The 21,015-nt window shown below is 59.2% G+C and carries 23 protein-coding genes and 1 pseudogene; 12 read left to right on the top strand and 12 right to left on the bottom strand.

Annotated features, from left to right (window positions below; genetic code table 11):
* Positions 1-42: 42 nt before the first annotated feature.
* The 5 genes from EOS_RS45360 to EOS_RS47360 form a co-directional block, all read right to left on the bottom strand.
* Positions 43-510 carry a DUF4148 domain-containing protein gene (locus tag EOS_RS45360; RefSeq protein ID WP_075645491.1) on the bottom strand — a complete coding sequence of 156 codons (468 nt, stop codon included), beginning with the start codon at positions 508-510 and terminating at the stop codon, positions 43-45.
* Positions 511-688: 178 nt separating this feature from the next.
* Positions 689-1,117: a DUF4148 domain-containing protein gene (locus EOS_RS49485; RefSeq protein ID WP_053064244.1), complete on the bottom strand. Its 429-nt coding sequence runs from the start codon at positions 1,115-1,117 to the stop codon at positions 689-691.
* Between the two features lie 148 nt (positions 1,118-1,265).
* The gene (locus tag EOS_RS41105) at positions 1,266-1,688 is read right to left on the bottom strand and encodes a DUF4148 domain-containing protein (RefSeq protein WP_063779142.1); all 423 of its coding nucleotides are present in this window, start codon (positions 1,686-1,688) and stop codon (positions 1,266-1,268) included.
* A gap of 314 nt (positions 1,689-2,002) precedes the next feature.
* Positions 2,003-2,392 carry a hypothetical protein gene (locus EOS_RS41100; protein ID WP_047897972.1) on the bottom strand — a complete coding sequence of 130 codons (390 nt, stop codon included), beginning with the start codon at positions 2,390-2,392 and terminating at the stop codon, positions 2,003-2,005.
* 7 nt (positions 2,393-2,399) lie between these two features.
* Positions 2,400-2,552, bottom strand: a complete 153-nt coding sequence (locus EOS_RS47360) for a hypothetical protein (RefSeq protein ID WP_160312580.1) — start codon at positions 2,550-2,552, stop codon at positions 2,400-2,402.
* Positions 2,553-2,919: 367 nt separating this feature from the next.
* Here EOS_RS47360 and cueR (EOS_RS41095) point away from each other — a divergent pair, with 367 nt between their 5' ends.
* The 10 genes and pseudogenes from cueR (EOS_RS41095) to EOS_RS41050 all read left to right on the top strand — a co-directional run bounded on the left by cueR (EOS_RS41095) (position 2,920) and on the right by EOS_RS41050 (position 10,201).
* Positions 2,920-3,372, top strand: coding sequence for a Cu(I)-responsive transcriptional regulator (cueR, locus tag EOS_RS41095; protein ID WP_047897971.1), 453 nt, complete (start codon positions 2,920-2,922; stop codon positions 3,370-3,372).
* Positions 3,373-3,434: 62 nt separating this feature from the next.
* The gene (locus EOS_RS41090; RefSeq protein WP_047897970.1) at positions 3,435-3,806 is read left to right on the top strand and encodes a hypothetical protein; all 372 of its coding nucleotides are present in this window, start codon (positions 3,435-3,437) and stop codon (positions 3,804-3,806) included.
* A 181-nt stretch (positions 3,807-3,987) separates the two neighbouring features.
* Positions 3,988-4,260 carry a hypothetical protein gene (locus EOS_RS41085; protein ID WP_047897969.1) on the top strand — a complete coding sequence of 91 codons (273 nt, stop codon included), beginning with the start codon at positions 3,988-3,990 and terminating at the stop codon, positions 4,258-4,260.
* Between the two features lie 61 nt (positions 4,261-4,321).
* Positions 4,322-4,549 carry a DUF2933 domain-containing protein gene (locus EOS_RS41080; protein ID WP_047897968.1) on the top strand — a complete coding sequence of 76 codons (228 nt, stop codon included), beginning with the start codon at positions 4,322-4,324 and terminating at the stop codon, positions 4,547-4,549.
* Positions 4,550-5,177: 628 nt separating this feature from the next.
* Positions 5,178-5,858, top strand: a complete 681-nt coding sequence (locus tag EOS_RS41075) for a PspA/IM30 family protein (protein ID WP_047897967.1) — start codon at positions 5,178-5,180, stop codon at positions 5,856-5,858.
* 113 nt (positions 5,859-5,971) lie between these two features.
* Entirely contained in the window at positions 5,972-7,135 is a 1,164-nt protein-coding gene (locus tag EOS_RS41070; protein WP_047897966.1) for a tetratricopeptide repeat protein, read from the top strand.
* Positions 7,136-7,781: 646 nt separating this feature from the next.
* Positions 7,782-8,240, top strand: a complete 459-nt coding sequence (gene cueR / locus EOS_RS41065; RefSeq protein WP_047897965.1) for a Cu(I)-responsive transcriptional regulator — start codon at positions 7,782-7,784, stop codon at positions 8,238-8,240.
* 78 nt (positions 8,241-8,318) lie between these two features.
* Positions 8,319-8,519 carry a heavy-metal-associated domain-containing protein gene (locus EOS_RS41060; RefSeq protein WP_047897964.1) on the top strand — a complete coding sequence of 67 codons (201 nt, stop codon included), beginning with the start codon at positions 8,319-8,321 and terminating at the stop codon, positions 8,517-8,519.
* A gap of 5 nt (positions 8,520-8,524) precedes the next feature.
* Positions 8,525-9,851 (top strand): annotated as a pseudogene (locus EOS_RS41055) (efflux RND transporter permease subunit); the annotation flags it as partial.
* Complete coding sequence (locus tag EOS_RS41050; protein ID WP_047897963.1) at positions 9,848-10,201, top strand: copper-binding protein; 354 nt, start codon at positions 9,848-9,850, stop codon at positions 10,199-10,201. The pseudogene EOS_RS41055 and the gene EOS_RS41050, both read left to right, overlap by 4 nt.
* 90 nt (positions 10,202-10,291) lie before the next feature.
* On the opposite strand, the gene EOS_RS41045 is transcribed toward EOS_RS41050, so the two are convergent.
* The 6 genes from EOS_RS41045 to dsbD all read right to left on the bottom strand — a co-directional run bounded on the left by EOS_RS41045 (position 10,292) and on the right by dsbD (position 16,080).
* A complete protein-coding gene (locus EOS_RS41045; RefSeq protein ID WP_047897962.1) occupies positions 10,292-10,609 on the bottom strand; it encodes a P-II family nitrogen regulator in 318 nt (105 codons plus the stop codon).
* A 30-nt stretch (positions 10,610-10,639) separates the two neighbouring features.
* On the bottom strand, positions 10,640-10,951 hold the full coding sequence (locus EOS_RS41040; RefSeq protein WP_047897961.1) for a high-potential iron-sulfur protein: 312 nt from the start codon (positions 10,949-10,951) through the stop codon (positions 10,640-10,642).
* Between the two features lie 76 nt (positions 10,952-11,027).
* Positions 11,028-12,638, bottom strand: coding sequence for a multicopper oxidase family protein (locus EOS_RS41035; RefSeq protein ID WP_047897960.1), 1,611 nt, complete (start codon positions 12,636-12,638; stop codon positions 11,028-11,030).
* Between the two features lie 82 nt (positions 12,639-12,720).
* On the bottom strand, positions 12,721-13,131 hold the full coding sequence (locus tag EOS_RS41030) for a PCYCGC domain-containing protein (RefSeq protein ID WP_235443129.1): 411 nt from the start codon (positions 13,129-13,131) through the stop codon (positions 12,721-12,723).
* Positions 13,132-13,725: 594 nt separating this feature from the next.
* On the bottom strand, positions 13,726-14,088 hold the full coding sequence (locus EOS_RS41020; RefSeq protein ID WP_047897958.1) for a hypothetical protein: 363 nt from the start codon (positions 14,086-14,088) through the stop codon (positions 13,726-13,728).
* Positions 14,089-14,187: 99 nt separating this feature from the next.
* Positions 14,188-16,080: a protein-disulfide reductase DsbD gene (gene dsbD / locus EOS_RS41015; RefSeq protein ID WP_053064243.1), complete on the bottom strand. Its 1,893-nt coding sequence runs from the start codon at positions 16,078-16,080 to the stop codon at positions 14,188-14,190.
* Between the two features lie 979 nt (positions 16,081-17,059).
* Here dsbD and EOS_RS41010 point away from each other — a divergent pair.
* Together EOS_RS41010 and EOS_RS41005 are read left to right on the top strand one after the other, a co-directional pair.
* Entirely contained in the window at positions 17,060-17,329 is a 270-nt protein-coding gene (locus tag EOS_RS41010) for a DUF2933 domain-containing protein (RefSeq protein WP_082163725.1), read from the top strand.
* Between the two features lie 74 nt (positions 17,330-17,403).
* A complete protein-coding gene (locus EOS_RS41005; protein WP_075645489.1) occupies positions 17,404-19,617 on the top strand; it encodes a copper-transporting P-type ATPase in 2,214 nt (737 codons plus the stop codon).
* 363 nt (positions 19,618-19,980) lie between these two features.
* On the opposite strand, the gene EOS_RS48610 is transcribed toward EOS_RS41005, so the two are convergent.
* Positions 19,981-20,163: a P-II family nitrogen regulator gene (locus EOS_RS48610; protein WP_235443128.1), complete on the bottom strand. Its 183-nt coding sequence runs from the start codon at positions 20,161-20,163 to the stop codon at positions 19,981-19,983.
* Between the last annotated feature and the right edge of the window lie 852 nt (positions 20,164-21,015).

The following is a 21,015-nucleotide window of genomic DNA, read 5'->3' as shown; positions in this document are numbered from 1 at the left end:
TACGAACGCACACACAGACTCGTGTCCTGAATCAGGACGACATCACCGCGCAGAAGCGGCGAACCGGATAAACGGAGTTAGAGGACTTGCGGAGGGTGCCAGAGTCCATCCGACGCGCGCCTGTTGCGTCTTCTGGAAATGTGCTCTGTTGCGAGCGATGGTGTCCGCACTGGGCGGATATTCGGCGTTAAGTGTCGGGATCACGCCCGCTTCTTCCGCCTGCAACAACTCGGCCCGTACCTGAGCCCGTGTCTTGCCAAGGCCCGTGTTTCCGTTGGTCGCCGGTGCCCAGCCGGCATTGGTAGGGGACGGTTTCGGGTCGGTACTTGCGGTAGAGGGGGAAGGCGCGATCCGGGCGACCGTTCGCGGACCGGAAGCCGAACTAGGGTACCGGAATTGATTACGCCCGAAGCCGTTCGAACCGCCCCCGCCACCGGCGAATGCCGCTGCCGCCGCAGACAGCAGCAGGGTTGCTAAGACGGATTGCTTCAAAAGAGTGCGACGTGACATGATTGATTCCTTTAAGTACAGGGTTCGCCTCGAGCGCGTGCGCGTCGGCGGCGCTGATAAATAGGTTGAAAAGGAGCAGCGATGAAAGGCGATCGAGATTTGTCCGCGTCATGCGGTGATTGGTAGACCGCAAGGGTTCGACGTCGAGTCACCGCTGCTCAACAGCTTCACGGCGAACTTACTGTGCGCTTGCCGTGGTCTGATCGCCAGTGCGCCAGCCACGCTCAACCTGTTGGAACCGAGCCCGGTTGTGAGCGATGGTTTCGGCGCTGGGTGGGTAGTCATTCCTATGAATGGGGACCGTGCCGGCGCGTTCGGCCTCCAATAACTCCGCGCGGACCTGTGCACGCGTTTTCGTAAAGCCCGCGCTGCCGTCTACGTTGAGATGACCATCTGCGTTAGTTCCGCGGACAACGGATTCAGAATCAGCGTTATTTGCCAGTACAGTTTGCTGCGAGTGGGATGTTGAACTCGTCAGCGAGGGTGCGTAGATGTTTGGATTACGCCCCAATCCATTAGATCCGCCAGCCGCCGCGAATGCCGTAAAGGTTGCGGAAAGCAGCAAGGTTGCGAAGACCGATTGCTTAAGCAAAGTGATGCGTTTCATGTGTGACTCCTTGAAAGTAAAAAATTTGCGAGCGCAAATATGCGTTCAATTTCGGTGATTAGTGACTCGACGGCGGCTGCGCGGCTTCATCCAATGAAGCCTGACGGCAAGCAGCAATGGCTCGCTCGATTGGATCGGCGTCACTCGCCTATTGCACCGACATGGGAATGTCTCCATGCGCGCGCCAAAACGGCTCAACCTGCTGGAATCGCGCCTGATTGCGTGCGATGGTCGCGGCGCTGGGCGGGTAGTCGGTCTTGCTCGATGGCACAAGGCCCATGCGCTGCGCTTCCACTAATTCCTCACGCACTTGCGCCCGTGTTTTACCGGAGAACGTGCTGAGGCCTGCTGCGGGCGTCTCCTGCGCGGCGGTCGAACCCGTTACGCTCTTGGGAAGGTCGGGTGCAACCGAAGTCGTCGCTGCCGAGTGTTGAGCAGCGATCGAGTACGCATTTTGGATTGGGTAGTCCCTCGGTGCGGCAGAGCCACCGCCGTTTGCGAAGGCCGTGAGGGCCGTGGACAGGAGCAGGGTTGCGAAGATAGAGTGTTTGAATACGGTGAGACGTTTCATGATTGTTTCCTTGATGAGAAATATCGCAATGCGTATTTCAAGTGATCCGCATCGGTGAAAAAATTACCGTAGCGTCAAAGCATGGACGGGCTTGTCCACTACTCGGAGCCAGGCGACTCAATTAAGATTTACTAGAAGTGCGAAACGTTTGTGCTTGATCTAGATTCGCGACTATTCGATGCCTGGGAGGCAGCGATAGACTCGCCTCTCGCACGCAGCGAGCAGACGTTGGGACAAGCAGGAAAACCATTTCGCGAACGAGCCGGATCGAGCGCCAGCTTTCGCCAGGCACGGCCGGTGTCAGTCGCTAGAGATCAGATGCGAAAGACCTGGAACAGAATGCGAGGAGGGGGAGAGGCGGAACGCAGAATGGGCTCGGGCCGGGTTGGCGAGCGCGGTTGAATCGCCAATGCAGGGATCGTCGATGCACCCCAGATCAAAGGTATCCAGACGAGCGGCGACGGAGCGGGTTGGTGGCTGTGATCAGGCTGCGCCGAGTTATCGCAGTGCGCCTGACAGACGGCGGCAACGTGGTGATCCTGCATGTCGCCATGGCCATTGAAGACCGCGGTCGTTGCGGTGGCCGCTGTCGAGGGGAACACTTGCGTCGTTGTGCAAGCGTACGCTGCCACCCACAGCTGGCTGAAAAACAGCGCGACGAGGAGCGTGATAACGGTCAGCGTACGTTTGGCTTCGCGGCGCATGATCGCGTCAGACCGATTGGTGGACGTTGTGCGAAACGCACTGCGCGTCGGCGAGCAGCAACGCTGCCTGCCCAAACTCGCTTGCGGCATGCGCGGTCGAGCCGTTCGACCGGCACTCCGGCTGTGCTGCCGCTACCTTCGCTGTCGTTATGCGCCGCATGTTTTTCGCCTTTACTGGTTGGCTTGCTCGATCGACGCCGGTTTTGTCATTCGGACCGCTCACCAAAAGTGGGGCTCGGGTCGCAGTACTACGCCGTGCGTTTTCTGACCATGGAATGAAGTGTGGACACTCCCACGATTGGAGAGTCAAGAGGATCCGATAAATTTTTTTTACGCCTGAGCCTCGAAGAAAATCTTGACACTCCCTCAACCGGAGGGTTCAGAGTGAAGGCGTGGCTGGAAGTCAACGAACGGAATTGGGTGCTGTGGGTTTGTCGTGGCTCCTGCCCGGAACATGGAGTGCAGCGCTCTGACACGCCCTGCCATAGTCTTCGTAGAACTGTTGTGATTAACGTATGAGGTGTGAGATGAACATTGGACAAGCGGCGAGCGCTTCGGGCGTCACGGCCAAAATGATCCGTTATTACGAGAGCATCGGTCTGGTGGAAGCCGCTGACCGGTCAGATAGTGGTTACCGGATCTATAGCAACAACGACGTCCACGTGTTGAGCTTCATCCGGCAAGCCCGCATTTTGGGATTCCCCATCGAGCAGATTAGAGAACTGCTGTCGTTATGGCAGGATCAAGGCCGCGCCAGCGCCGAAGTGAAGGTGGTCGCTACGCATCATCTCGATGAGTTGAACACCCGCATTGCGGAACTGATGGAGATGCGCGACACGCTCGCCCATCTCGCACAGCATTGCGTGGGTGACGAACGACCGTGTTGCCCTATATTGGACGGAATGAGCGAACCCAATGTACGGCAAAGTTTTGATCACAAAGGGAGCAAGGTGTCCCACCCTGCGACGATCGCCTCATGATCCAGATCTGTGAATAAACGTATTTCTAACTGAACTGCATTTTCCAGTGGTCCCGTCATCCCGTGAAACGCGCCGTTAAATTCTTCCTGTGCTTCTTGATTGCGTGGCTGCCTTTGACAGGGTTCGCCACGCAAGCATTGATTTGCCCGCAGGTTTCATCGGCCATGACCGGATCGCATACGGCGCCGCATTCGACAGTTCCGCATACGATTGCCTCAGCACGCGCAGCCCACCTGGCAACCACTGCATCGACCACGCATCAAGCCGATTGCCACGACAGCATCGGCAGCCTTGCCTGCACACCTGCGGCGACACCGTCCCATCCGGTCGCGCTCGTCGCGGCATCCGCTACACCGGTCTACGCGTCAGTCGATGCCACTGCGTTTCCGCAGTTCATTCCTGACCTTCCGCAGCGTCCCCCGCAAGTTCTGTAACACCCCGCCAGCACTGACGCATCAGACCATACGTGCGCTGAATCAGCGTGCAGGCACGGTTTCGCGCCAGCACGTCGATGATCTGCCCCGGCAGATTGCGTCAAGAGATTTTGCACGACGCTTCAGGAACTCGAATAGACAGGTCTCAACTCCCAATTTCGGGACCGACAAAGGAATCGATATGAACACCAAACGCTTAGCTTTTGTGCCGCTGACCCTTGCGCTTTTGAGCGCAAGTACATGGAGCACGGCGGCCACTTCGCCGCAACCGTGCATGTCCGATCATGGAAGCTCAATGATGAGCGACGGGATGATGGGAAAAGGAATGATGATGGGGCACCTCCCTCCCGGAAACGAAAAACTCGACATGCAGATGCACGGGGAAATGATGAAGGCGATGGGCGACATCATGCTCAAGTACTCCGACAAGATTCAGACCCCTCCCGCGAAATAACACCGTACCGCCTGTTGATTCAGGCAATTACCGAACCGAACTTTAATCAAGGAGCAACATCATGAAATGCACGAAAACAATGCTTGTCACGGGCGTCGCGTTGGTGGCTGTCCTGGGGCTCACCTACGCGGCATTGCCGCAATTCCGGGTGCCGATGCTGGCCTTCGCCCCCTACCTGCTGTTCCTGTTGTGTCCGCTGTCCATGTTCTTCATGATGAAAGGCATGCACTCCGGCAACGACGATCAACACGCGCCTGCACGCGTCACATCTCAGGATCGGCAACCGTAATCGCGTATCGCCAGGTAGCAGTTTCAGGTAGCTGCCAGGTTGGGCGAATGCGCACGCGCGCGTTCGCCCAACACCGGGGTTGCGCGACATATGCCGGTGGTCGCGTTGTTTTAGTTTGCAGTTCAAATGATCGGACAATTCTGAATAGATCAAAGGAGAAGAAGACGGGCAGTAGCATTTTCTAGTGCGGATCGGTGATCGCTGCGTTCATCGCCAGCGTGATCGCGTTGTTCGCACCGTGTTGCACTTCCGTGCATGCTTCCCGAGTACTTTTCCAGTTCCTTCCTGAGTCGCAGCAAGCTGGTAGCGATTCGCTTCTTTTTCGCGGTGGGCGTGGCGACAGTGATGCTGCCTCTGGTGATGAGAGCGGTGTGACAGGCAAGTGCTGATCGGTGAGGGCCGTCGCACAGGAAATTGACCGCTCCATATTGCGGGAATTTTTTGATGGGCACAGGGAACGGATCCGTCGCGGTGATGCGGTAACGAAGGAGTGCGAATATTCCTTGACCCTCCCATGACTGGAATGTCTACGATGAATTCAGCCGAACATTTCTTGCATCCATTGATACATGCAGGATCTGGACGATCCCCGTCTTTCGGCGCCAATTTCAATCTATCGAGGTATTCCATGTCTCTTATTGACACCGTTTCGCGCACGCTCAAGGTTCTCCTGAACGACGCGGCTGATTCCGTGCAGGACCCGTCGCGCGATTCGCGCCAGATTGTGCGTGAACTCGATGACGGCATCGGCCGCGCCGAGCGCTCGCTGATCGAGATTCAGGCGCAGGTCGCCACACAGCAAAGCAGGCACGACGCTGCGGCTGACAGGGCGAAGAAATACGAGGACGGCGCGAAGCGCGCGCTACAGGGCGGCAACGAAGCACTGGCCCGCGAAGCGCTTGGCGCCCAGACATCGGCCGAAGCGGAGCGCGATGCGCTGGCGAAGGAACTCGCGACGCTCGAACCGTCAGTCGGTCAGCTGAAGAGCCAGATCGACGAAATGCGCCAGCGCCGCAACGACCTGAATGCGCGCTCGAACATCCTGCAGGCGAAGCAGGAAATCGCGCAGGCTAAGGACGTCGCGGCGATCATTCTAGGGGGCCTCGGCGGCAAGGATCTGACAGGCGATTTCCAGAAGCTGGAGGACAAGGTCACGCTGTCGAACGCGCGCTCCGATGCTCGCCTGAATTCCGCCGACGTGAAAAGCGGCAAGGCGCTTGAGGACAAGCTCGCGGATCTGAATCGCGGACCATCGGTCGAAGACCGGCTCGAAGCATTGAAGAAGCAGTTGAACACGCCGGCTGAGTAACCTATGACCGGCTGGGAGCCACGCAGCGCCGCAGCGGACATTTGCTGGCGCTGCGCCGCGTGACCGATACCGATTTTTAATGGAGACGGGCGTCAAGCCGCCTGGTCCGCAACATGAAGAAATTCCTCGCAATGGCGTTTGTCTCGCTGGCACTGATGTCAGGCACGGCGTTCGCTGTGCCGACCGCACAGCAGGTCGAAACCGCGATGCAGCAGGGCAACTGGCAGCAGGCCGACGCCGGGCTGACCGAAGTGCTGCAGGCGCATCCGGACGATGCGCGCGCGCATTATCTGTACGGTCAGGTTCTCGATCGCGAAGGCCGTTATGCGGCTGCGCTCACACAGATCCAGCAGGCCAGAACGCTCGACCCGCAGGTACATTTCACCGATCCGTCGCGCTTTGCTCGCACCGAGGCACGCATCCGCAGGATGGCGGAACGCGCGGGGGCAATCACGCCCGGCCTCACGTCCAATCCGGTCGCGCGACAGACGACGCCGGCCGTGCAGCGACAGACCGCGTTCATCCCGCAGGCGCCGCAGCACCATGGTCCAGGGATGGGCTTGTGGATCGGCTTCGCACTGCTGATCGCGGCGATCGCGTTCGTGTTGCGCTGGACGTTGCGCCGTGCCCGCTCACGGGACGATGCCCGTGCCGACGACGATCGTCGTGTGCAACTCAAGCGCGCGACTGAACTGTTGAACGCGGTGCGCTCGCTGAAGCTCGACGTCCGTCTTTCCTCTGTGCCTGGACATGAGGCGCTGGAGAAAGAAGTCGAAGGTGCGGAAGCCCGATTGCGGGAACGGGTCGATACGCTGTCGAACAGCAGGAACCTTGTTCTGCCGGACCAGCTCGATGACCTGGAACGGCAAGTGGCAGGCCTGAAGGCGCGTGCGGAAGGGCGTCCCGATCCGAACGCAGCCACGCCGGCCAGCACGGCCGGGCCAGCTTATGCATGGGAAGCCAGCGAACGCTTCGGCCGCCAGCCGCAAGTGCCCGACTCGCCGGTGTCACAGCAACAGCCGATCATTGTGCAGCAAGGCGGCGGGTTCGGCGGCGGCCTGGGCGGCCTGCTGACCGGCATGCTGCTTGGCGAGGCGCTCAATTCTGGCCGTGATCGGGTAATCGAGCGCGATGTACCCGGCGGCGGCGAAAGCTGGCGTCGTGGCGGTAATGGCAGTGGGCCTGATTTCGGCCAGGGCGAGAACGATTGGAGCGACGGCGGCGGCGACATCGACGTGGGTAGCAATGACGACTCCGGTGGCTGGAGCGACACCTGATCGCGACATCGCGCGACGTCGCATGTCGCGCGGCGGCATGCGGTATTCGGGTCTTTGTCGCCGGGCTGGTCAGGAATGACCGCCTCGCGCGAATTCAACTTTGTCGCCTGGTTGTGGCAAAGCCAGGACCGCTTGATGTCGCGGTCATTGCGACGCGCGCCGCGGCTGACGCCGCCGCAGCGACCGGGCAGGAAACGGATCCAAATACGTCTTGACATTCCCACCATTGGAATGTCTACGATTGATCCAACGGCGCATTCCGGAGACGGTCATGAGTCGGGCAGGAACATCGAATACGGACGAGTGCCTCGAAATACACGATCGGACGGTAGAGATCCGGGGCACGCGCTGCACATCGTGCGTGACGTACCTGGAGACGGCACTTTTAATAGCCCCTGCGTTGGACATGCGAGCTTGAGTCTCGCCACACGTGGAACAGAATTTGCCAGAGATTTTTTGGGGCGTTTGCCTATAACGTCATTAGTATTCCGCTGGCCGCCCCTGGAATGCTCAACCTCATGATCGCGCGCGTGGCGATGGCAGCCGGCAGCGTCGTGGGCAATGAATTTGTAGTCAAGCGCTGGCGCCGACGGGGTGAAACAACCGGGGGCGTCAAGCCTGCTCGTAGCCATTAAGGAGAAGTCGCATGAACATCGGAGAAGCGTCCAAGGCCAGCGGCATGTCGGTCAAGATGATCCGGTATTACGAAAGTATTGACATGATTCAGCCGCAAGGGCGCAGTGAAAGCGGCTATCGGATCTATAAGGAGAGTGACGTTCACGTCATACGCTTCATCCGGCAGACGCGCTCGCTCGGCTTTCCCATCGAGCACATCCGGGATTTGCTGGTTCTGCGGCGAGATGAGGGCCGGGCCAGTTCCGACGTCAAGGCCGTCGCACTTAAACACGTCGCCGAACTGAACGCCCAGATAGCTGAATTGACGTCCATGCGAAATTCGCTCAATCAACTCGTACAGCGATGCACAGGCGACACTAGTTCGGATTGCGTGATATTGCAGGGCATACAAGGTCTGGAGACGGATAGCGTCCACCGCGTCGATGCAAAAGCAGAAACACCTTCGTGCGGTCAAAGCCCAGCAGAGTGAATATTGTTTGTCTCGAACATTGACGGTACCGGCTTGTAACGAGGCCCGCTCAGTCACGCAAGACCTGGGAGCAAAATCATGCAGTTGTCAGTCGATGATATGACCTGTCAGCATTGCGCACGCGCAATCACGGAAGCCGTAAGAGAAGCGGACCCCGCAGCTTCGGTCATCGTGGATGTCGGCGCCCAATGCGTGACCGTCGCTGCCGACGTGTCATCCGGTGTGATTGTCACAACCATTTCGGATGCTGGCTACACCGCCGTTATCCGCGCCGGGTAGTAGTGAACGACCCGGCGCCGTTCGAGATGTTCGAGACCATCATCCAGTTCAAGCCACGCAGCGAATGGCGTCTCCGCATGACACCCGAGAAGCTGGTCGACGAACTCGACGCGCGGGTCAAGATCTCGGGCCTGTCGAACGTCTGGGTGCCACCGATTCGCAATCGCCTGGACATACTCACGACCGGTATCAAGACACCCGTGGGGGTGAAGATCTCTGGCGCAGACCTTGGGTAGATCGACAAGATTGCCACGCAGGTCGAGTCCGTCTTGAAGAACGTTCCAGGTGTCACGTCGGCGCTAGCGGAACGCTTGAACGGCGGCCACTACATCGACGTCGATATCGACCGGTTGGTACGGCCCGCTATGGCATGTCGACGGCGGTCGGCGGCGATAACGTCGGCGAAGTTATTGCAGGCCGCGAGCGTTTCCCGATCAACATTCGCTATCCACGGGAGATCCGGGACTCAGTCGACAATCTGCATCAGTTGCCGGTGGTCACCGACCGGGGGGCGCAGATCACGCGAGGGGACGTAGCCGCCATCAGAATCTCTGATGGGCCACCGATGATCCGTAGCGAGAACGCGCGCTTGTCGGGCTACGTCTACGTCGACATTCGCGATGTGGACTTGCAATCGGCCGTGAAGGCAATGCAACTTGCTGTTGTACAGCACGTTCCATCGCGTGGTCCGGCCAGTTCGAGTATCTGGAGCGCGCGGCCGCGAAATTGCGGACCGTGATTCCGGTGACGCTCGTCGTCATTTTCGTGCTGCTCTTCCTGACGTTCAACTCGGCAGCCGACGCGCTTTTACTGATGTCAACCGTGCCCTTCGCGCTGGTCGGAGGCTTCTCGCTGATCTGGATCCTGGGACATGCGGTGTCGGTCGGTACAGCTGTCGGGTTCATCGCGCTCTCGGGCGTCGCGGCCGAATTCGGCGTTGTGATGTTGCTGTATCTGAAGGGCGCGCTCAACCGCCGGCTCGAGGAAGGTGCACCCTTTACCGAAGCAACGCTCGTCGATGCGATTCGCGAGGGTGCCGTCTTGCGCGTGAGACCCAAGGCAATGACAGTGGCGGTCGTGCTGGCAGGTCTCATCCCGATCATGCTCGGCCATGGCGCCGGGTCGGAGGTCATGCAGCGAATCGCCGCGCCAATGGTTGGCGGCATGGTGACCGCACCGCTCCCGTCGATGCTGATCATCCCGGCCGCCTGGTTGCTGCTGCACCGCCGGAAGATTGCGCGCACCAAAATGAAAACCGAAGAACCGCTTCAACCTCACGCAGTACCCACTGGCACACTCGTGCCGCAATCCCACTCTGGAGAAAGCCAATGAAGAAGTTCGTTACCGTATCCGCCGTATTCTGTACCGCTCTTACGCTCGCTGGTGCCGCGATAGCTGCGGACGAAATGGCTGGCATGAAGATGGACAACGGCGCCATGAGCACCGCGAAGCCTGGCAAATCGCAACTGACCGACGCAGTGGTTAAGAAGGTAGACCCGTCGACAGGCATGGTGACCCTGCAGCACGGTGCGCTGACCAACATCGGCATGTCGGCGATGACGATGGCATACAAGGCCAAGGACACGGCGATGATTGACCACGTCAAGGAAGGCGACAAGGTCAAAGTCCGCGTCGAAGATGTCAACGGCACGCTGACTATTGTGAAGCTGGAGAAGCACTAACCATCGGTAGGCGCCAAGGACGCGGCGACGCCTACTACGGTAAGTGCCGCCGCCCTTGAGACCGCAGCTGACAGATCGCGTTTGACACGACTACGGCAGCACTTCGGTCATGGTGTGGACGCTGTAGAAATGTGAAACTGGCAGCACGGCGATCACGCCGTCGCCCGGTGCACCCACATGCGCGACCTTCATGATTGCAGCGACCAGCGTATCGACATCGGCCGTGCGAACGAAGATCTCGATTTTTAGGTGCCCGATAGCTTCGTCATCCGCATACGGATTCAGGTGTGCGCCAAAGCCTCTTACTTTGCTGATCGTGACGCCGTGCGTATGGATCGCGTGCAACGCTTTCCTAAGACTCGCAAGCACATCCGGTCGGATAATCGCGACTACGCATTGCGATTCCATGATGATCTCCTTATGTTCGGTTGAATCGTTTCACGCCTTTTTGACGTAGGCGCTACACCAGCCCTTTGCATTGACCTGCTTGCCGGCAAAGATCGTGCAAGGAGCCGTTGCGTCGCCGGCTTTTCCCTGGAAAAACTGACAATTCGCACAGGCTTGCCCCACCTGATAGTTGGCGTACTTGGCGTGATCGACCTTGCTGGCATCCGTCTTGTACCCGAGCGCCTGGGCGTTCGCGTCGGATTCCAGCACCGGCCCGGTTTGCGCTGCCACGTTGCGCTCCAAGATCAGCGACGAGGCCAAACCAGCGGTGACGAGCATAAAACTGCGGCGAGAAAATTTCATGGTTGTTCTCCTTTTCACTGGCCGCCTCGCGCTCGCGAAGCCTGGCCTGATTGTCTCCAAGTCTTGAAAAACCCTACTAGGCCCGAATCAGATAGTTGCGCATTAATCCCGAGTCCTCGTGCTCGAGCATGTGACAGTGGTAGAGGAACGTCCCGGTGTATCCTCCGAAGCGAATCAGCAAGCGGATTCGCTCGCCCGGCACAATGAGTACGGTGTCCTTCCATCCCTCATCGACATATCCACCCGCAACCGAGTCGCGTGCACTAGAAAATTCCGTGGCAACCGACCGCTTTAGTACGCGAAACTGCACGCCATGTACGTGCATTGAGTGCGCCATCAGCATCATCGATGCCTCGTTGCGAAACTCCCAGATTTCGGTGGTCTCGCGCCTCACGGTTTCCGACGCCGTGACGCTATCCATTTCGAAACGGCGCCCATCGATGCCCCATGTCATCATGCCCATTGTGATACTGAACACACGTGGCCGTGAGAAATTGACCGCCTCTTGGGGACGTACCGCTGGCACCCGGCCCAGGTGCATCGGCAGGATGTTGCTCGCATCCGAGTGCTGCGTGACCCTGACGTTCAACACGGGGAAACGCGCGCCCATCGGCAACTCGGTGTTCCCCATCATCCCGCCCATGGCGACGTCGCCCGCGAACTCGCGGCTCTCCAGCGTCATCTTGGTCCCTGGTGGTTGGTGGCTGAAGTCCGCCCACACGTCGATCCGCTCGGCCGGCGCGAGCGTCACGTACCGCCGTAGTAGTGGTGTTTCGACGAGTCCGCCATCGGTCCCGATCACGGTCAATGGCGAGCCGTCGTTCCATGCGAGCTTATAGATGCGCGCGTTAGACGCGTTAAGCAGGCGCAGGCGATAGGCGCGGGTTGCTACCGGCAGCACGAAGTCGGGCCGTCCATTGACGAGAATCTGGTCACCGAGAAAACCCATCATCTGCGCCATCATGTCGCCCATGCCGCCGTTGCCCATCATTGCGCTTTTCATCATCCCCCCACGCCCCATCATCCCGCCTGCTGGTTGTGACAGATAAGCGAACTGGTTGTCGCCGTTCACCTTCCGGTCCTGGATCATGAGCGGCACGTCGTAAGCGCCCTCAGGCAGTTTGAGCGCAGCTTCCTCCTCATCGCCGACGATCAGGAAACCGGCCTGTCCAAAGTAGATCTGTGCGCCGGTGCGACCGTCCGGATGCGCGTGGAACCAGTACGTTCCGGCGCGGTTCTGGACCTCGAATTCATATCGGAAATGCTGCCCGGGCGAAATCGCATTGCGCGGATGGCCGTCCATCGCGGCCGGCATGAGCAGACCGTGCCAATGGATGATGGTCGGCTCAGGCAATTCGTTGATGAAATCGATCCGCACTTTTTGTCCGCGCCGCACACGCAATACCGGCACGTATCCATCGGACAGAAAGACGAGCGCGCCGGCGTCGCCCTGGGTGACTTTTCCGTCGTAGCGCCACACGTGTGTAGCCGATCCCGGCCAGATCGCGAGTTGATCTTTCTTTGCGCGCAACTCGACTTCGAGCTCAGGGGCGAATGGCGTATGAGTGGAATCTGATTGCACCGAAACGGGACGCGACGCAGGTGGCCAGCCTGCACTCGCGAGCAATGCCGACGTCAGCGAGGCGCGCAGGAGCGTGCGACGTTTTGGGTTCTTGATATCCGGCATTCGTCACCTCCACAACAAGCCATCCTTGTCTTGCTTGAGCCGCGGATTGGTGCCGTCACCTCCCCACGGATGCATGGCACCATCAACCCTTCGGCTGCCACTTTGCATCGACCGCAGCCTGGATCTTGCCCGGATCTTTGATACCCTGACGCATCATCCGATAGGCGATCTCCGCCGTACCCTGACAAACGGGGCACGTGACTGCCATCTGGTCTTCGAAGCATTGCAAATTGGAGCGATGCTCACCGCGATTCTCACAGCCGCACCAGCAATACAACTGGTTCAGGGTTGCCGGAATTTGCGTGGCTACCCAATACGCGTGCCGGGTCGCGGCGTCCGAGAACTGCTCGGGGTTCAGCACGTGCGAGGCATCGGTGTGTCCAGTCGGAACAATGCGCAGACCGTTGGCGCGCAGCATACCGATACGCCATGCAGTGTTGGCTGTGCCCGGTAACGGTGCCTTGTCTCCCACCGCCCCGGTCTTTGATAACATGATTTCCGCCGCTATTGACACTACGCCCGCGGATAGCGCCACCGGCAACACCCAAAGCAAGCGTCGCCTCGACAAGTTCAATCGCGGGCTACGAGGCCGTGCACGTGTGGCGCGGTCTTTCGAAAGTTTTTTGTCTGGTTGCCTATCTGTCATCGAGAAGTCTCCTTGGCCGGGTGAGGATCATCACCAGGCGCGTATCGCGGCATGGCACTACCGCATGCCACGCATCATGCCGACGTGCATCATTGCCATCCCTGCCACGCCCAGTACGGTGACGAGTCCGACTATGGCTAGCACGATCACGATGGCTTTCAGAATCTAGGAACGATCGCTCACGTCAGTCTCCATCCAATCTGTTCGGTGCCACGGGCTAACGCGCGGCATCGTTCTACTGGCACAGGCAACTCCTGTTTCGCCGGCGGGCGCGAACGGCTGCGGATTCATCCATCCGCTTCATTGATCGCATCGTCAGCACCATCGACAGGAACACTGAGGCCAATCGGAAGCGACGCATGTTTTTACCCGGCGACAGTTCTCCTGACGCGCGTGCGCATCGTCCTTGAACGTGTCTAAGATGGGACTAACGGAGAGGGATTAAAGCGCTTCTGGTGGGCGCTGCGGCGGCTCGGGGATGAACTGCGCAATGAGAACGTGACTCATGGGCCGGTAGACAGGCAACGAGGTGATTGCTACCGTGACATGAAGGGAGGGAACGAGAACCCACGGCATGCTGCACGAGTGACTGCCCATGCTGCAATGACCACCCGCCTGCGTCTTCACGACGGGTGCTTTTGTGCGATCGGCATGATCGCCCATGTCGGTCATGGACACCGGGCTTTCGTGTGATGGAGAAACGGCTGGCGCCATCGCCGAACAAAGCGACGCCTGCGCGGGGTAACCGAGTATCGGCAACCACGCGATCAGAAAGCAGGCAATCAGTTTGGTCAGCAATTTCATGATTTTTAGTATAGGCGCTGCCAGACGGGGATGCCACGTCCCACTCTGTCAGTATTTACATCGATAAGAGGACGCGCAAGATCCCGGTGAACGTCCCCGTCAGTGGTCCCACCGCTGCAGGTGCGCGAGGAACGTATCCGCGCCAACGAATCCCACCAGTTCCGCCGCAGTTTGTTGCTGACCGCCGCGGTCATAGAAAATCAATGCGGGCGGTCCGAACAATCCATAGCGCTTTAGCAGCGCAGCATCCTCGGGCGTGTTTCGAGTGACGTCGATGCGCAGCAGCTTCCAGTGTGCCAATTCAGCCGCGACTCGAGTATCGGCGAACGTAAAGCGTTCCAGTTCCTTGCAGGAGAGGCACCAGTCCGCATAAAAATCCACCATGACGGGCTGACCATGCGCCTGATTCAGTGCATCGTCCAGTTCCGCGACGGTACGCACCGGCTGAAAACGCGAGGGTATTTCCGCGACGGATACTGTCCCTTTTGACACGCGCTTGAGCGGCTGCAGCAAATCGTCGTTACCGGACAGAGCACCGAGCAGTTCGGCAATACCGGCAGCGACGAGGAGCACACCCAGCGCCTTGCCCACCCGTGCATTGCCACGGACATCCGGCGGCAACGGATCGATCGCGCGAAACATCATGCCGCACGCTACGAGGAGCACGGCCACCAGCACCATCAGCAACCACGATGGCAGCAACGAGTACGCGAACCAAAGGGCGGCCACCAGTAGCATCACGCCCAGCGTGTTCTGCGCGGCACGCATCCACTTGCCTGTCCGTGGCAGGACCTGCGCGCCAAACGTGCCAATGATCAGCAACGGAATTCCCATGCCGATGGCCATCACATAAAGTGCCAGCGCCCCGGAAAGCAGATCACCGCTTCGCGAGATGTACAGCAACGCGCCCGCGAGCGCCGGCGTCGAACAGGGACCAACGAGCAGCGCGGACAGGGCGCCCATCAGGAAGACGGGAAGGATACGTCCACCAGGCAGTCGCTGGCTCCAGCTAGCCACGCCCGTTTGCCAGCGCGAGGGCAATTGCAGCCTGAACACGCCGAACATCCCGAGCGCGAAGATCACCATGAGCACGCCGAAGCTGGCCAGGATCCACGGTCGCTGCATGAACATCACCAACTGGATGCCGAAGAACGCTGCGATGCTGCCCGCCAATGCGTAGGTCAGCGCCAGTCCCTGAACGTAGGCAAAGGTGAGCGCAAAAGCGTACCAAAAATGCGGCCGAGCACCGTGGATTTCGCCACCCAACACAACCGCCGTGACGATCGGAATGAGCGGATACATGCACGCCGTCCCCGCGATCAACAGGCCCGCAAGCAAAAAGCCGAACAACTCAGCGACGCTGAGGCCGGCGGACGTCGGCAGTGTCATCCCGAACAGTGTGCGCGCGTTCGCTGGCGAGCTGACGTCAGCATTGGAGACACGAGCTTCGTCTGGAGCGTGCGTGATGTCCGACACCTTGCCAGCGGCTGCAACGCGATAGGTACGGGTGAACGGCGGGTAGCAGACACCTAGATCCGCGCAGCCTTGAGAGGTCACTGACAGCACGACGCCGGTCGTAACGGGACGAGGTAACGCCAGACGCAGCGACACGGGACCGTGATAGACGAAGACCTTGCCGAAGGTTGGATCATCTTTCTCTTCGCCCGGCGGCAAGTCGACCGGCTTAACCGGAACACCATCCACAGAGAAGTTAAAACGGTCTCGATACAGGTAGTAACCGGAGCGCGTACCGAAATCGAGCGTAATTTGCTGCGGTGTGCTGAGACTGACTGTCAGCGGGAAGGCCTGTTCGGGTGGTAACAGGTCGGATTCGGTCACCGCCTGCGCTAGAAGCGGGACGACCGCAACGAGGAGCGCGAGCGCTATCCGCGTGAGCCAGCCCCGTGCGCTTGCGCTGTAACGGGCACAGCGCGTCGGCCCTCTGCTTGCGTCCGGTCGCGCACCTAGCTGCCCCGTGTCGATGAGCGTCATTGCTCCCATCCTCTGGCGCGTCAAAATGGCTCCAAGTAGTCACCCTGTAAGCGTTCGCGCGGACTAGCCCGTTTTTCTGTAGTTCGACGATGGCCGATTCGCCGACCTCGTCGCATTCTTGACCTTGTGCGAGCGGGAAGGTCAAGAATAGATTCATCGGTTCAGCTTTGTTCGTACAGGCACGAGATTGACACAAAAAGCTGAAATTACTTGCAGTTTGTCGAGTATGGCCAATGATCTCCATCCCACTGCGCGCAGCGCGGCTTGTGACAGCGACAATAGACGAAGTACTGCACACGCCCGGCGGGTATGACGTGCCGCTTCTCGCTATGTTCGATCCACTCGAAGCTTTTAGCGCTTGCCGATGATCGTAGAAAAATCCCATAGTGACCGTTTGCCGGGCCGGGGGCGTTCTGCGCAAGCCACGCTCATTATCCAGCAGGCGGGCTTCGATAAAGTCGCGAACCGTGCCGGCGGCATGCTGCGATAGAGAGCGCATGAGCACGCCGTGGAAAGCGAGCGATAGTCCCTGAGCGCCAGTGCGGCAATCTCGACGGGCAGGCAACGGCCGGCCCGTCGAATGCGAGTGTGCCTTCTTTCGCGAACTTGAGTCATCCATGTCAACCAGACAGAGCGCATGTTCGCGTCACCGTTGCGAAAGACATCAAGAAGAGGCGCAACGCCTCCATTAGCGATTACGACCGCAACGACAACGACGCTCATCGTCAAGGGTTGTCGCACGACATCGAAAACGTCATCGCGAAAGCCGGGGCGGTCTCGAAAAAAACTCAAAATTTCCCCTTGACCTTCCCGTCGCTGGAACCTCTAACTTCTGTTCATGGGCCAACGCATTCCAGTTTGCTGTAAGCGGTCGGAGGCCACAGTTAGCCGATCGCAGAGATTTTCTGACGCATCCACTTTGATGGTGAGACGACCTTCGCGAACGCGAAGCAACTTAATTTAAAAGAGGTAGCAAATCATGAAATGCAACACTAAAACTATGCTCTTCACTGGCGCCGGCGTGCTCGCAGCATTTTTCATCGCCAATGCCGCGTTGCCACAGTTCCACAGCCTGGTACTGAGTGCAGGGCCTTTTCTGCCGTTCCTCCTGCTGCTCCTGCTGTGCTCGCTATCGATGATATTCATGATGAAGGGCATGAGTTCGCATCGAGATAACACTCAGCCGGCGAGCATCAGTACCGGGAAGGCAGTCGAACCCACTACTGAGTCGCAGACCAACGCTTCTTAGGCGCGTGCGGTTAGAACGGTAGACATGGGATGAAGCAGTGCAGCGGTCAACATACCCGGCAAGGAGTGACAGGAATGAACGGACATCAACACGGTGCAAAAACAGGCGCGGCGGCCACAGTCGCAAGCGGCGCAGTGCACCCGGACAGTGCCGGCTCTCACGGCGTGCGACAAACACCACCGTCGATAGACGGTACGACCTATACCTGTCCGATGCACCCGGAAATACGCCGGGATAGCCCCGAGACATGTCCCAAGTGCGGAATGGCTCTTGAGCCAGTGATGCCGAGCCTGGATGAAGATGAAAATCCCGAGTTGGTACTGTTTCGACGCCGGTTCTGGTGGACTTTGCCATTTACCATCGCTGCCGTTCTGTTCGCCATGTTCAGCGAGCGCTTTCGTTCGCTTGCGCCCGCAACTCTGAGCTGGGTAGAACTCGCGTTGTCTGCTCCCGTAGTCCTGTGGGCCGGGCTGCCCATATTCGTGAAATTCGCGCAGTCACTCAAGAACCGTAGCGCCAACATGTGGACGCTCATCGGTCTTGGAACCGGCGCGGCGTTCGTGTACAGCGTGGTGGCAACGATCGCCCCGCAGATATTTCCTGGCTCGTTTGTCGTGCATGGCCGCATTGGTGTGTATTTCGAAGCAGCCGCGGCCATCATCTCTCTGACGTTGCTCGGGCAAATCATGGAATTGAAGGCACGCTCGCAGACGTCGGCGGCGGTCAAATCCCTGCTCGGTCTTGCGCCGAAGACGGCCCGCCGGATCGGCGAGGGCGGGGAGGAAGATGTCCCGCTTACTGACGTGCATGTCGGCGATCTTTTGCGTGTTCGCCCGGGCGAAAAGGTGCCGGTTGACGGCGTCGTGACAGAGGGCGCGAGCGCGGTGGACGAATCGATGATGACGGGCGAGCCGTTGCCTGTAGCCAAGCGAGTGGGTGACAAGGTGATCGGCGCCAGCCTCAACACCTCTGGTAGCCTGATCATGCGTTCCGAAAAAGTTGGTTCGCAGACCGTACTATCGCAGATCGTACAGATGGTGGCGCAGGCACAGCGCACCCGCGCGCCGATGCAGCGCATGGCCGACAAGGTGGCGGGTGGATTCGTCGTCGGCGTGGTCGCGATCGCTGTACTCGCGTTCTTCGGCTGGGGCTTTTTTGATCCCGAATCAGGCTGGGCCTATGGGTTGATCAACGCGGTTGCGGTGCTCATCATTGCCTGCCCCTGTGCCTTGGGTCTCGCGACGCCGATGTCGATCATGGTGGCGAGCGGTAAAGCAGCCACGAGCGGAATTTTGTTCCGAGATGCGGCAGCAATCGAGAATTTCCGGCGAATGGATACGCTGGTCGTCGACAAGACCGGGACCCTGACCGAAGGGCGTCCCAGTTTCGAGCGCGCGCTCGGCGTCGCGCCATTCGATGACACGGAGGTGCTGCGTCTGGCCGCGAGCCTCGACCAGGGAAGCGAGCATCCACTCGCCGCCTCTCTGGTCACCGCAGCGCGCGAGCGAAGCCTGCCGCTGGACAAAGCGGAGAACTTTGAATCGGGTTCGGGTATCGGTGTTCAGGGACTTGTCAGAGGCCGCCGGCTTGCGCTCGGCAATACCGCCCTTATGCAGCAGGAAGGTGTCGATGTAGAGACCCTTGCTCTCCAGGCTGACGACTTTCGGCAGCAGGGCGCGAGCGTCATGTATCTGGCGGTCGATGGACAGTTCGCAGGTCTGCTTGCCTTGTCTGACCCGATCAAGGCGAGTACTCCGGAGGCGCTGGCACTACTGGAAGATGCGGGAATCCGGGTGGTCATGGCGACTGGTGATGGAATTATCACCGCAGGGGCGATCGCGAAGCGCCTCGGGATCAGCGAGTTTCATGGCGCAGTTACCCCGGCCGACAAGCTGGCTCTCGTCAAGCAGTTGCAGCGAGACGGAAAAGTGGTGGCGATGGCGGGAGACGGCATCAACGATGCCCCTGCACTGGCAGCGGCCGATATTGGAGTGGCCATGGGGACCGGAACTGACGTTGCGATGCACAGCGCGCAAGTGACCTTGGTGAAAGGCGATCTGCGCGGAATTGCGCGGGCTCGTGCGCTGTCCGATGCGACCGTCGCCAATATGCGGCAGAACCTCGGATTTGCCTTTGTCTATAACCTGTTGGGCGTACCCTTGGCGGCGGGTGTGCTGTATCCGCTCACGGGATGGCTGCTTTCGCCAATGATCGCGGCGCTGGCGATGAGTCTGAGTTCAGCTTCCGTCATCTCGAACGCGTTGCGGCTAAGAGGTTTGAAGGTCTAGACCGCACTATCGGCGCGATCTCCGGTTGCAGACCCAAAGGCAACTGGAGATCAGCGTGGGACATTGCGCTGGAAGCGCACCATGCATCCTCGTGGAAATCTGCTCATGCTGTCTGCAAGGACTGATATGACTCTCCGCGTCGGTGGTTCCGTCAGGAAACGGATTTTCATTCGCCAAGGCACATGGCGGGCTGTTCTGCTGGTCTTCGGGCAAGACGGGCCGTCCGGCGATGCGTGCCGCCTTCGGCCTGTGTCTAGCGAAGCTTGATGGGAACCTCCCACGCGCCTCAGGAAAGAAGAGTGAGAACCGGATGAAGCGCCGATAACGCCGCGCACTGTGCCGTCAAATGAGCAACGACGCCGGCTACGGAAGCACTTTCATCATTGCGTGGCTGGCGACCGGCAGTATCGCCACGACACCATCGCCAGGCGCCCCCACATGCGCGACCTTCATGATCTCTTCAATCAGTGCGTCCACGTCTACCGAGCGCCTGAATATCTCGATTTTCAGATGCTCGGTCGCCCAGTCGTCAGCGTCAAAATGCACCCGAATCCTCTCACCTTCTGGTCATGACGCCGTGGGTGTGGATCGCACGCAGTTTCTTCTCATCAAGCGCCCCAAGTAAGCCCAGCCGGACAATCGCGACGACGCATTGCGATCCCATGATGCCCGCTCCTGTCTGGCCGGATCGCTACGCTTTTTTTGCATACGCGCTATACCAGCGTCTGGCACTGACAGTCTTGCCGACGAAGATTGTGCAAGGTGTCATCGCATCGCCAGTCTTTCCATGCCTGAAATTTCGTGTACTTTGCCATACATTCACTCCCAAGCCAGTTGTTCGACAGAATTGATTCGTGACCGCTCCTGAGCGTGACTTCCACGACAAGGTTCCGAGTCAAGTCCTCTGCGTTGGCGAATCGATATAGCATCTCAATCACCCTTCGGCGGTCCGTTGTCGGATCAAACTACACGCCTTCCCGTATAGCAATACAGCTTGCGGTGTTGTAGCTGTACGAGCTGCCCTAGTCCGGCGTCGGCACTTCCAGGATGATCATGTCAACGATTGATTGGAACGTGCGGATATATGCAGGCGGTGCAGGATCAATAGACCCGCCAGCAGAAACCCAATCAATTCGGCCGCGCCGAGCCCAGCGGCCGTCGGCGGGGTCACGCTCAAGATCGTCAAAGTATTCGCGCTGGCGCATTGGCGCCGGCGACGCCGGCCGCAGTGGGGACAGTGGCCAGCATGGCGAACGGGTCGGACCGGCGCTTGCGGATCCTGATATTTCCGACGACCGCAGTACGAAGCCATAATGCCGACAAGGAGTAAGCGCGCAAATTTCCATGATGGCTCGTGCCAAAGTAGGCACATCAGAAGCCGGATGTACGGACGCGATC

Origin of the sequence: Caballeronia mineralivorans PML1(12) (assembly GCF_001028175.1) — a bacterium.
Lineage (GTDB): Bacteria > Pseudomonadota > Gammaproteobacteria > Burkholderiales > Burkholderiaceae > Caballeronia > Caballeronia mineralivorans.
This window is presented reverse-complemented; position numbering and strand designations above follow the sequence as displayed.

Bases quoted from the DNA above. Each gene is read 5' to 3' on its own strand.
- EOS_RS45360 (WP_075645491.1), bottom strand. From the start codon at position 510: ATGTCACGTCGCACTCTTTTGAAGCAATCCGTCTTAGCAACCCTGCTG.
- EOS_RS49485 (WP_053064244.1), bottom strand. From the start codon at position 1,117: ATGAAACGCATCACTTTGCTTAAGCAATCGGTCTTCGCAACCTTGCTG.
- EOS_RS41105 (WP_063779142.1), bottom strand. From the start codon at position 1,688: ATGAAACGTCTCACCGTATTCAAACACTCTATCTTCGCAACCCTGCTC.
- EOS_RS41100 (WP_047897972.1), bottom strand. From the start codon at position 2,392: ATGCGCCGCGAAGCCAAACGTACGCTGACCGTTATCACGCTCCTCGTC.
- EOS_RS47360 (WP_160312580.1), bottom strand. From the start codon at position 2,552: ATGCGGCGCATAACGACAGCGAAGGTAGCGGCAGCACAGCCGGAGTGC.
- cueR (WP_047897971.1), top strand. From the start codon at position 2,920: ATGAACATTGGACAAGCGGCGAGCGCTTCGGGCGTCACGGCCAAAATG.
- EOS_RS41085 (WP_047897969.1), top strand. From the start codon at position 3,988: ATGAACACCAAACGCTTAGCTTTTGTGCCGCTGACCCTTGCGCTTTTG.
- EOS_RS41080 (WP_047897968.1), top strand. From the start codon at position 4,322: ATGAAATGCACGAAAACAATGCTTGTCACGGGCGTCGCGTTGGTGGCT.
- EOS_RS41075 (WP_047897967.1), top strand. From the start codon at position 5,178: ATGTCTCTTATTGACACCGTTTCGCGCACGCTCAAGGTTCTCCTGAAC.
- EOS_RS41070 (WP_047897966.1), top strand. From the start codon at position 5,972: ATGAAGAAATTCCTCGCAATGGCGTTTGTCTCGCTGGCACTGATGTCA.
- cueR (WP_047897965.1), top strand. From the start codon at position 7,782: ATGAACATCGGAGAAGCGTCCAAGGCCAGCGGCATGTCGGTCAAGATG.
- EOS_RS41060 (WP_047897964.1), top strand. From the start codon at position 8,319: ATGCAGTTGTCAGTCGATGATATGACCTGTCAGCATTGCGCACGCGCA.
- EOS_RS41050 (WP_047897963.1), top strand. From the start codon at position 9,848: ATGAAGAAGTTCGTTACCGTATCCGCCGTATTCTGTACCGCTCTTACG.
- EOS_RS41045 (WP_047897962.1), bottom strand. From the start codon at position 10,609: ATGGAATCGCAATGCGTAGTCGCGATTATCCGACCGGATGTGCTTGCG.
- EOS_RS41040 (WP_047897961.1), bottom strand. From the start codon at position 10,951: ATGAAATTTTCTCGCCGCAGTTTTATGCTCGTCACCGCTGGTTTGGCC.
- EOS_RS41035 (WP_047897960.1), bottom strand. From the start codon at position 12,638: ATGCCGGATATCAAGAACCCAAAACGTCGCACGCTCCTGCGCGCCTCG.
- EOS_RS41030 (WP_235443129.1), bottom strand. From the start codon at position 13,131: ATGTTATCAAAGACCGGGGCGGTGGGAGACAAGGCACCGTTACCGGGC.
- EOS_RS41020 (WP_047897958.1), bottom strand. From the start codon at position 14,088: ATGAAATTGCTGACCAAACTGATTGCCTGCTTTCTGATCGCGTGGTTG.
- dsbD (WP_053064243.1), bottom strand. From the start codon at position 16,080: ATGACGCTCATCGACACGGGGCAGCTAGGTGCGCGACCGGACGCAAGC.
- EOS_RS41010 (WP_082163725.1), top strand. From the start codon at position 17,060: ATGAAATGCAACACTAAAACTATGCTCTTCACTGGCGCCGGCGTGCTC.
- EOS_RS41005 (WP_075645489.1), top strand. From the start codon at position 17,404: ATGAACGGACATCAACACGGTGCAAAAACAGGCGCGGCGGCCACAGTC.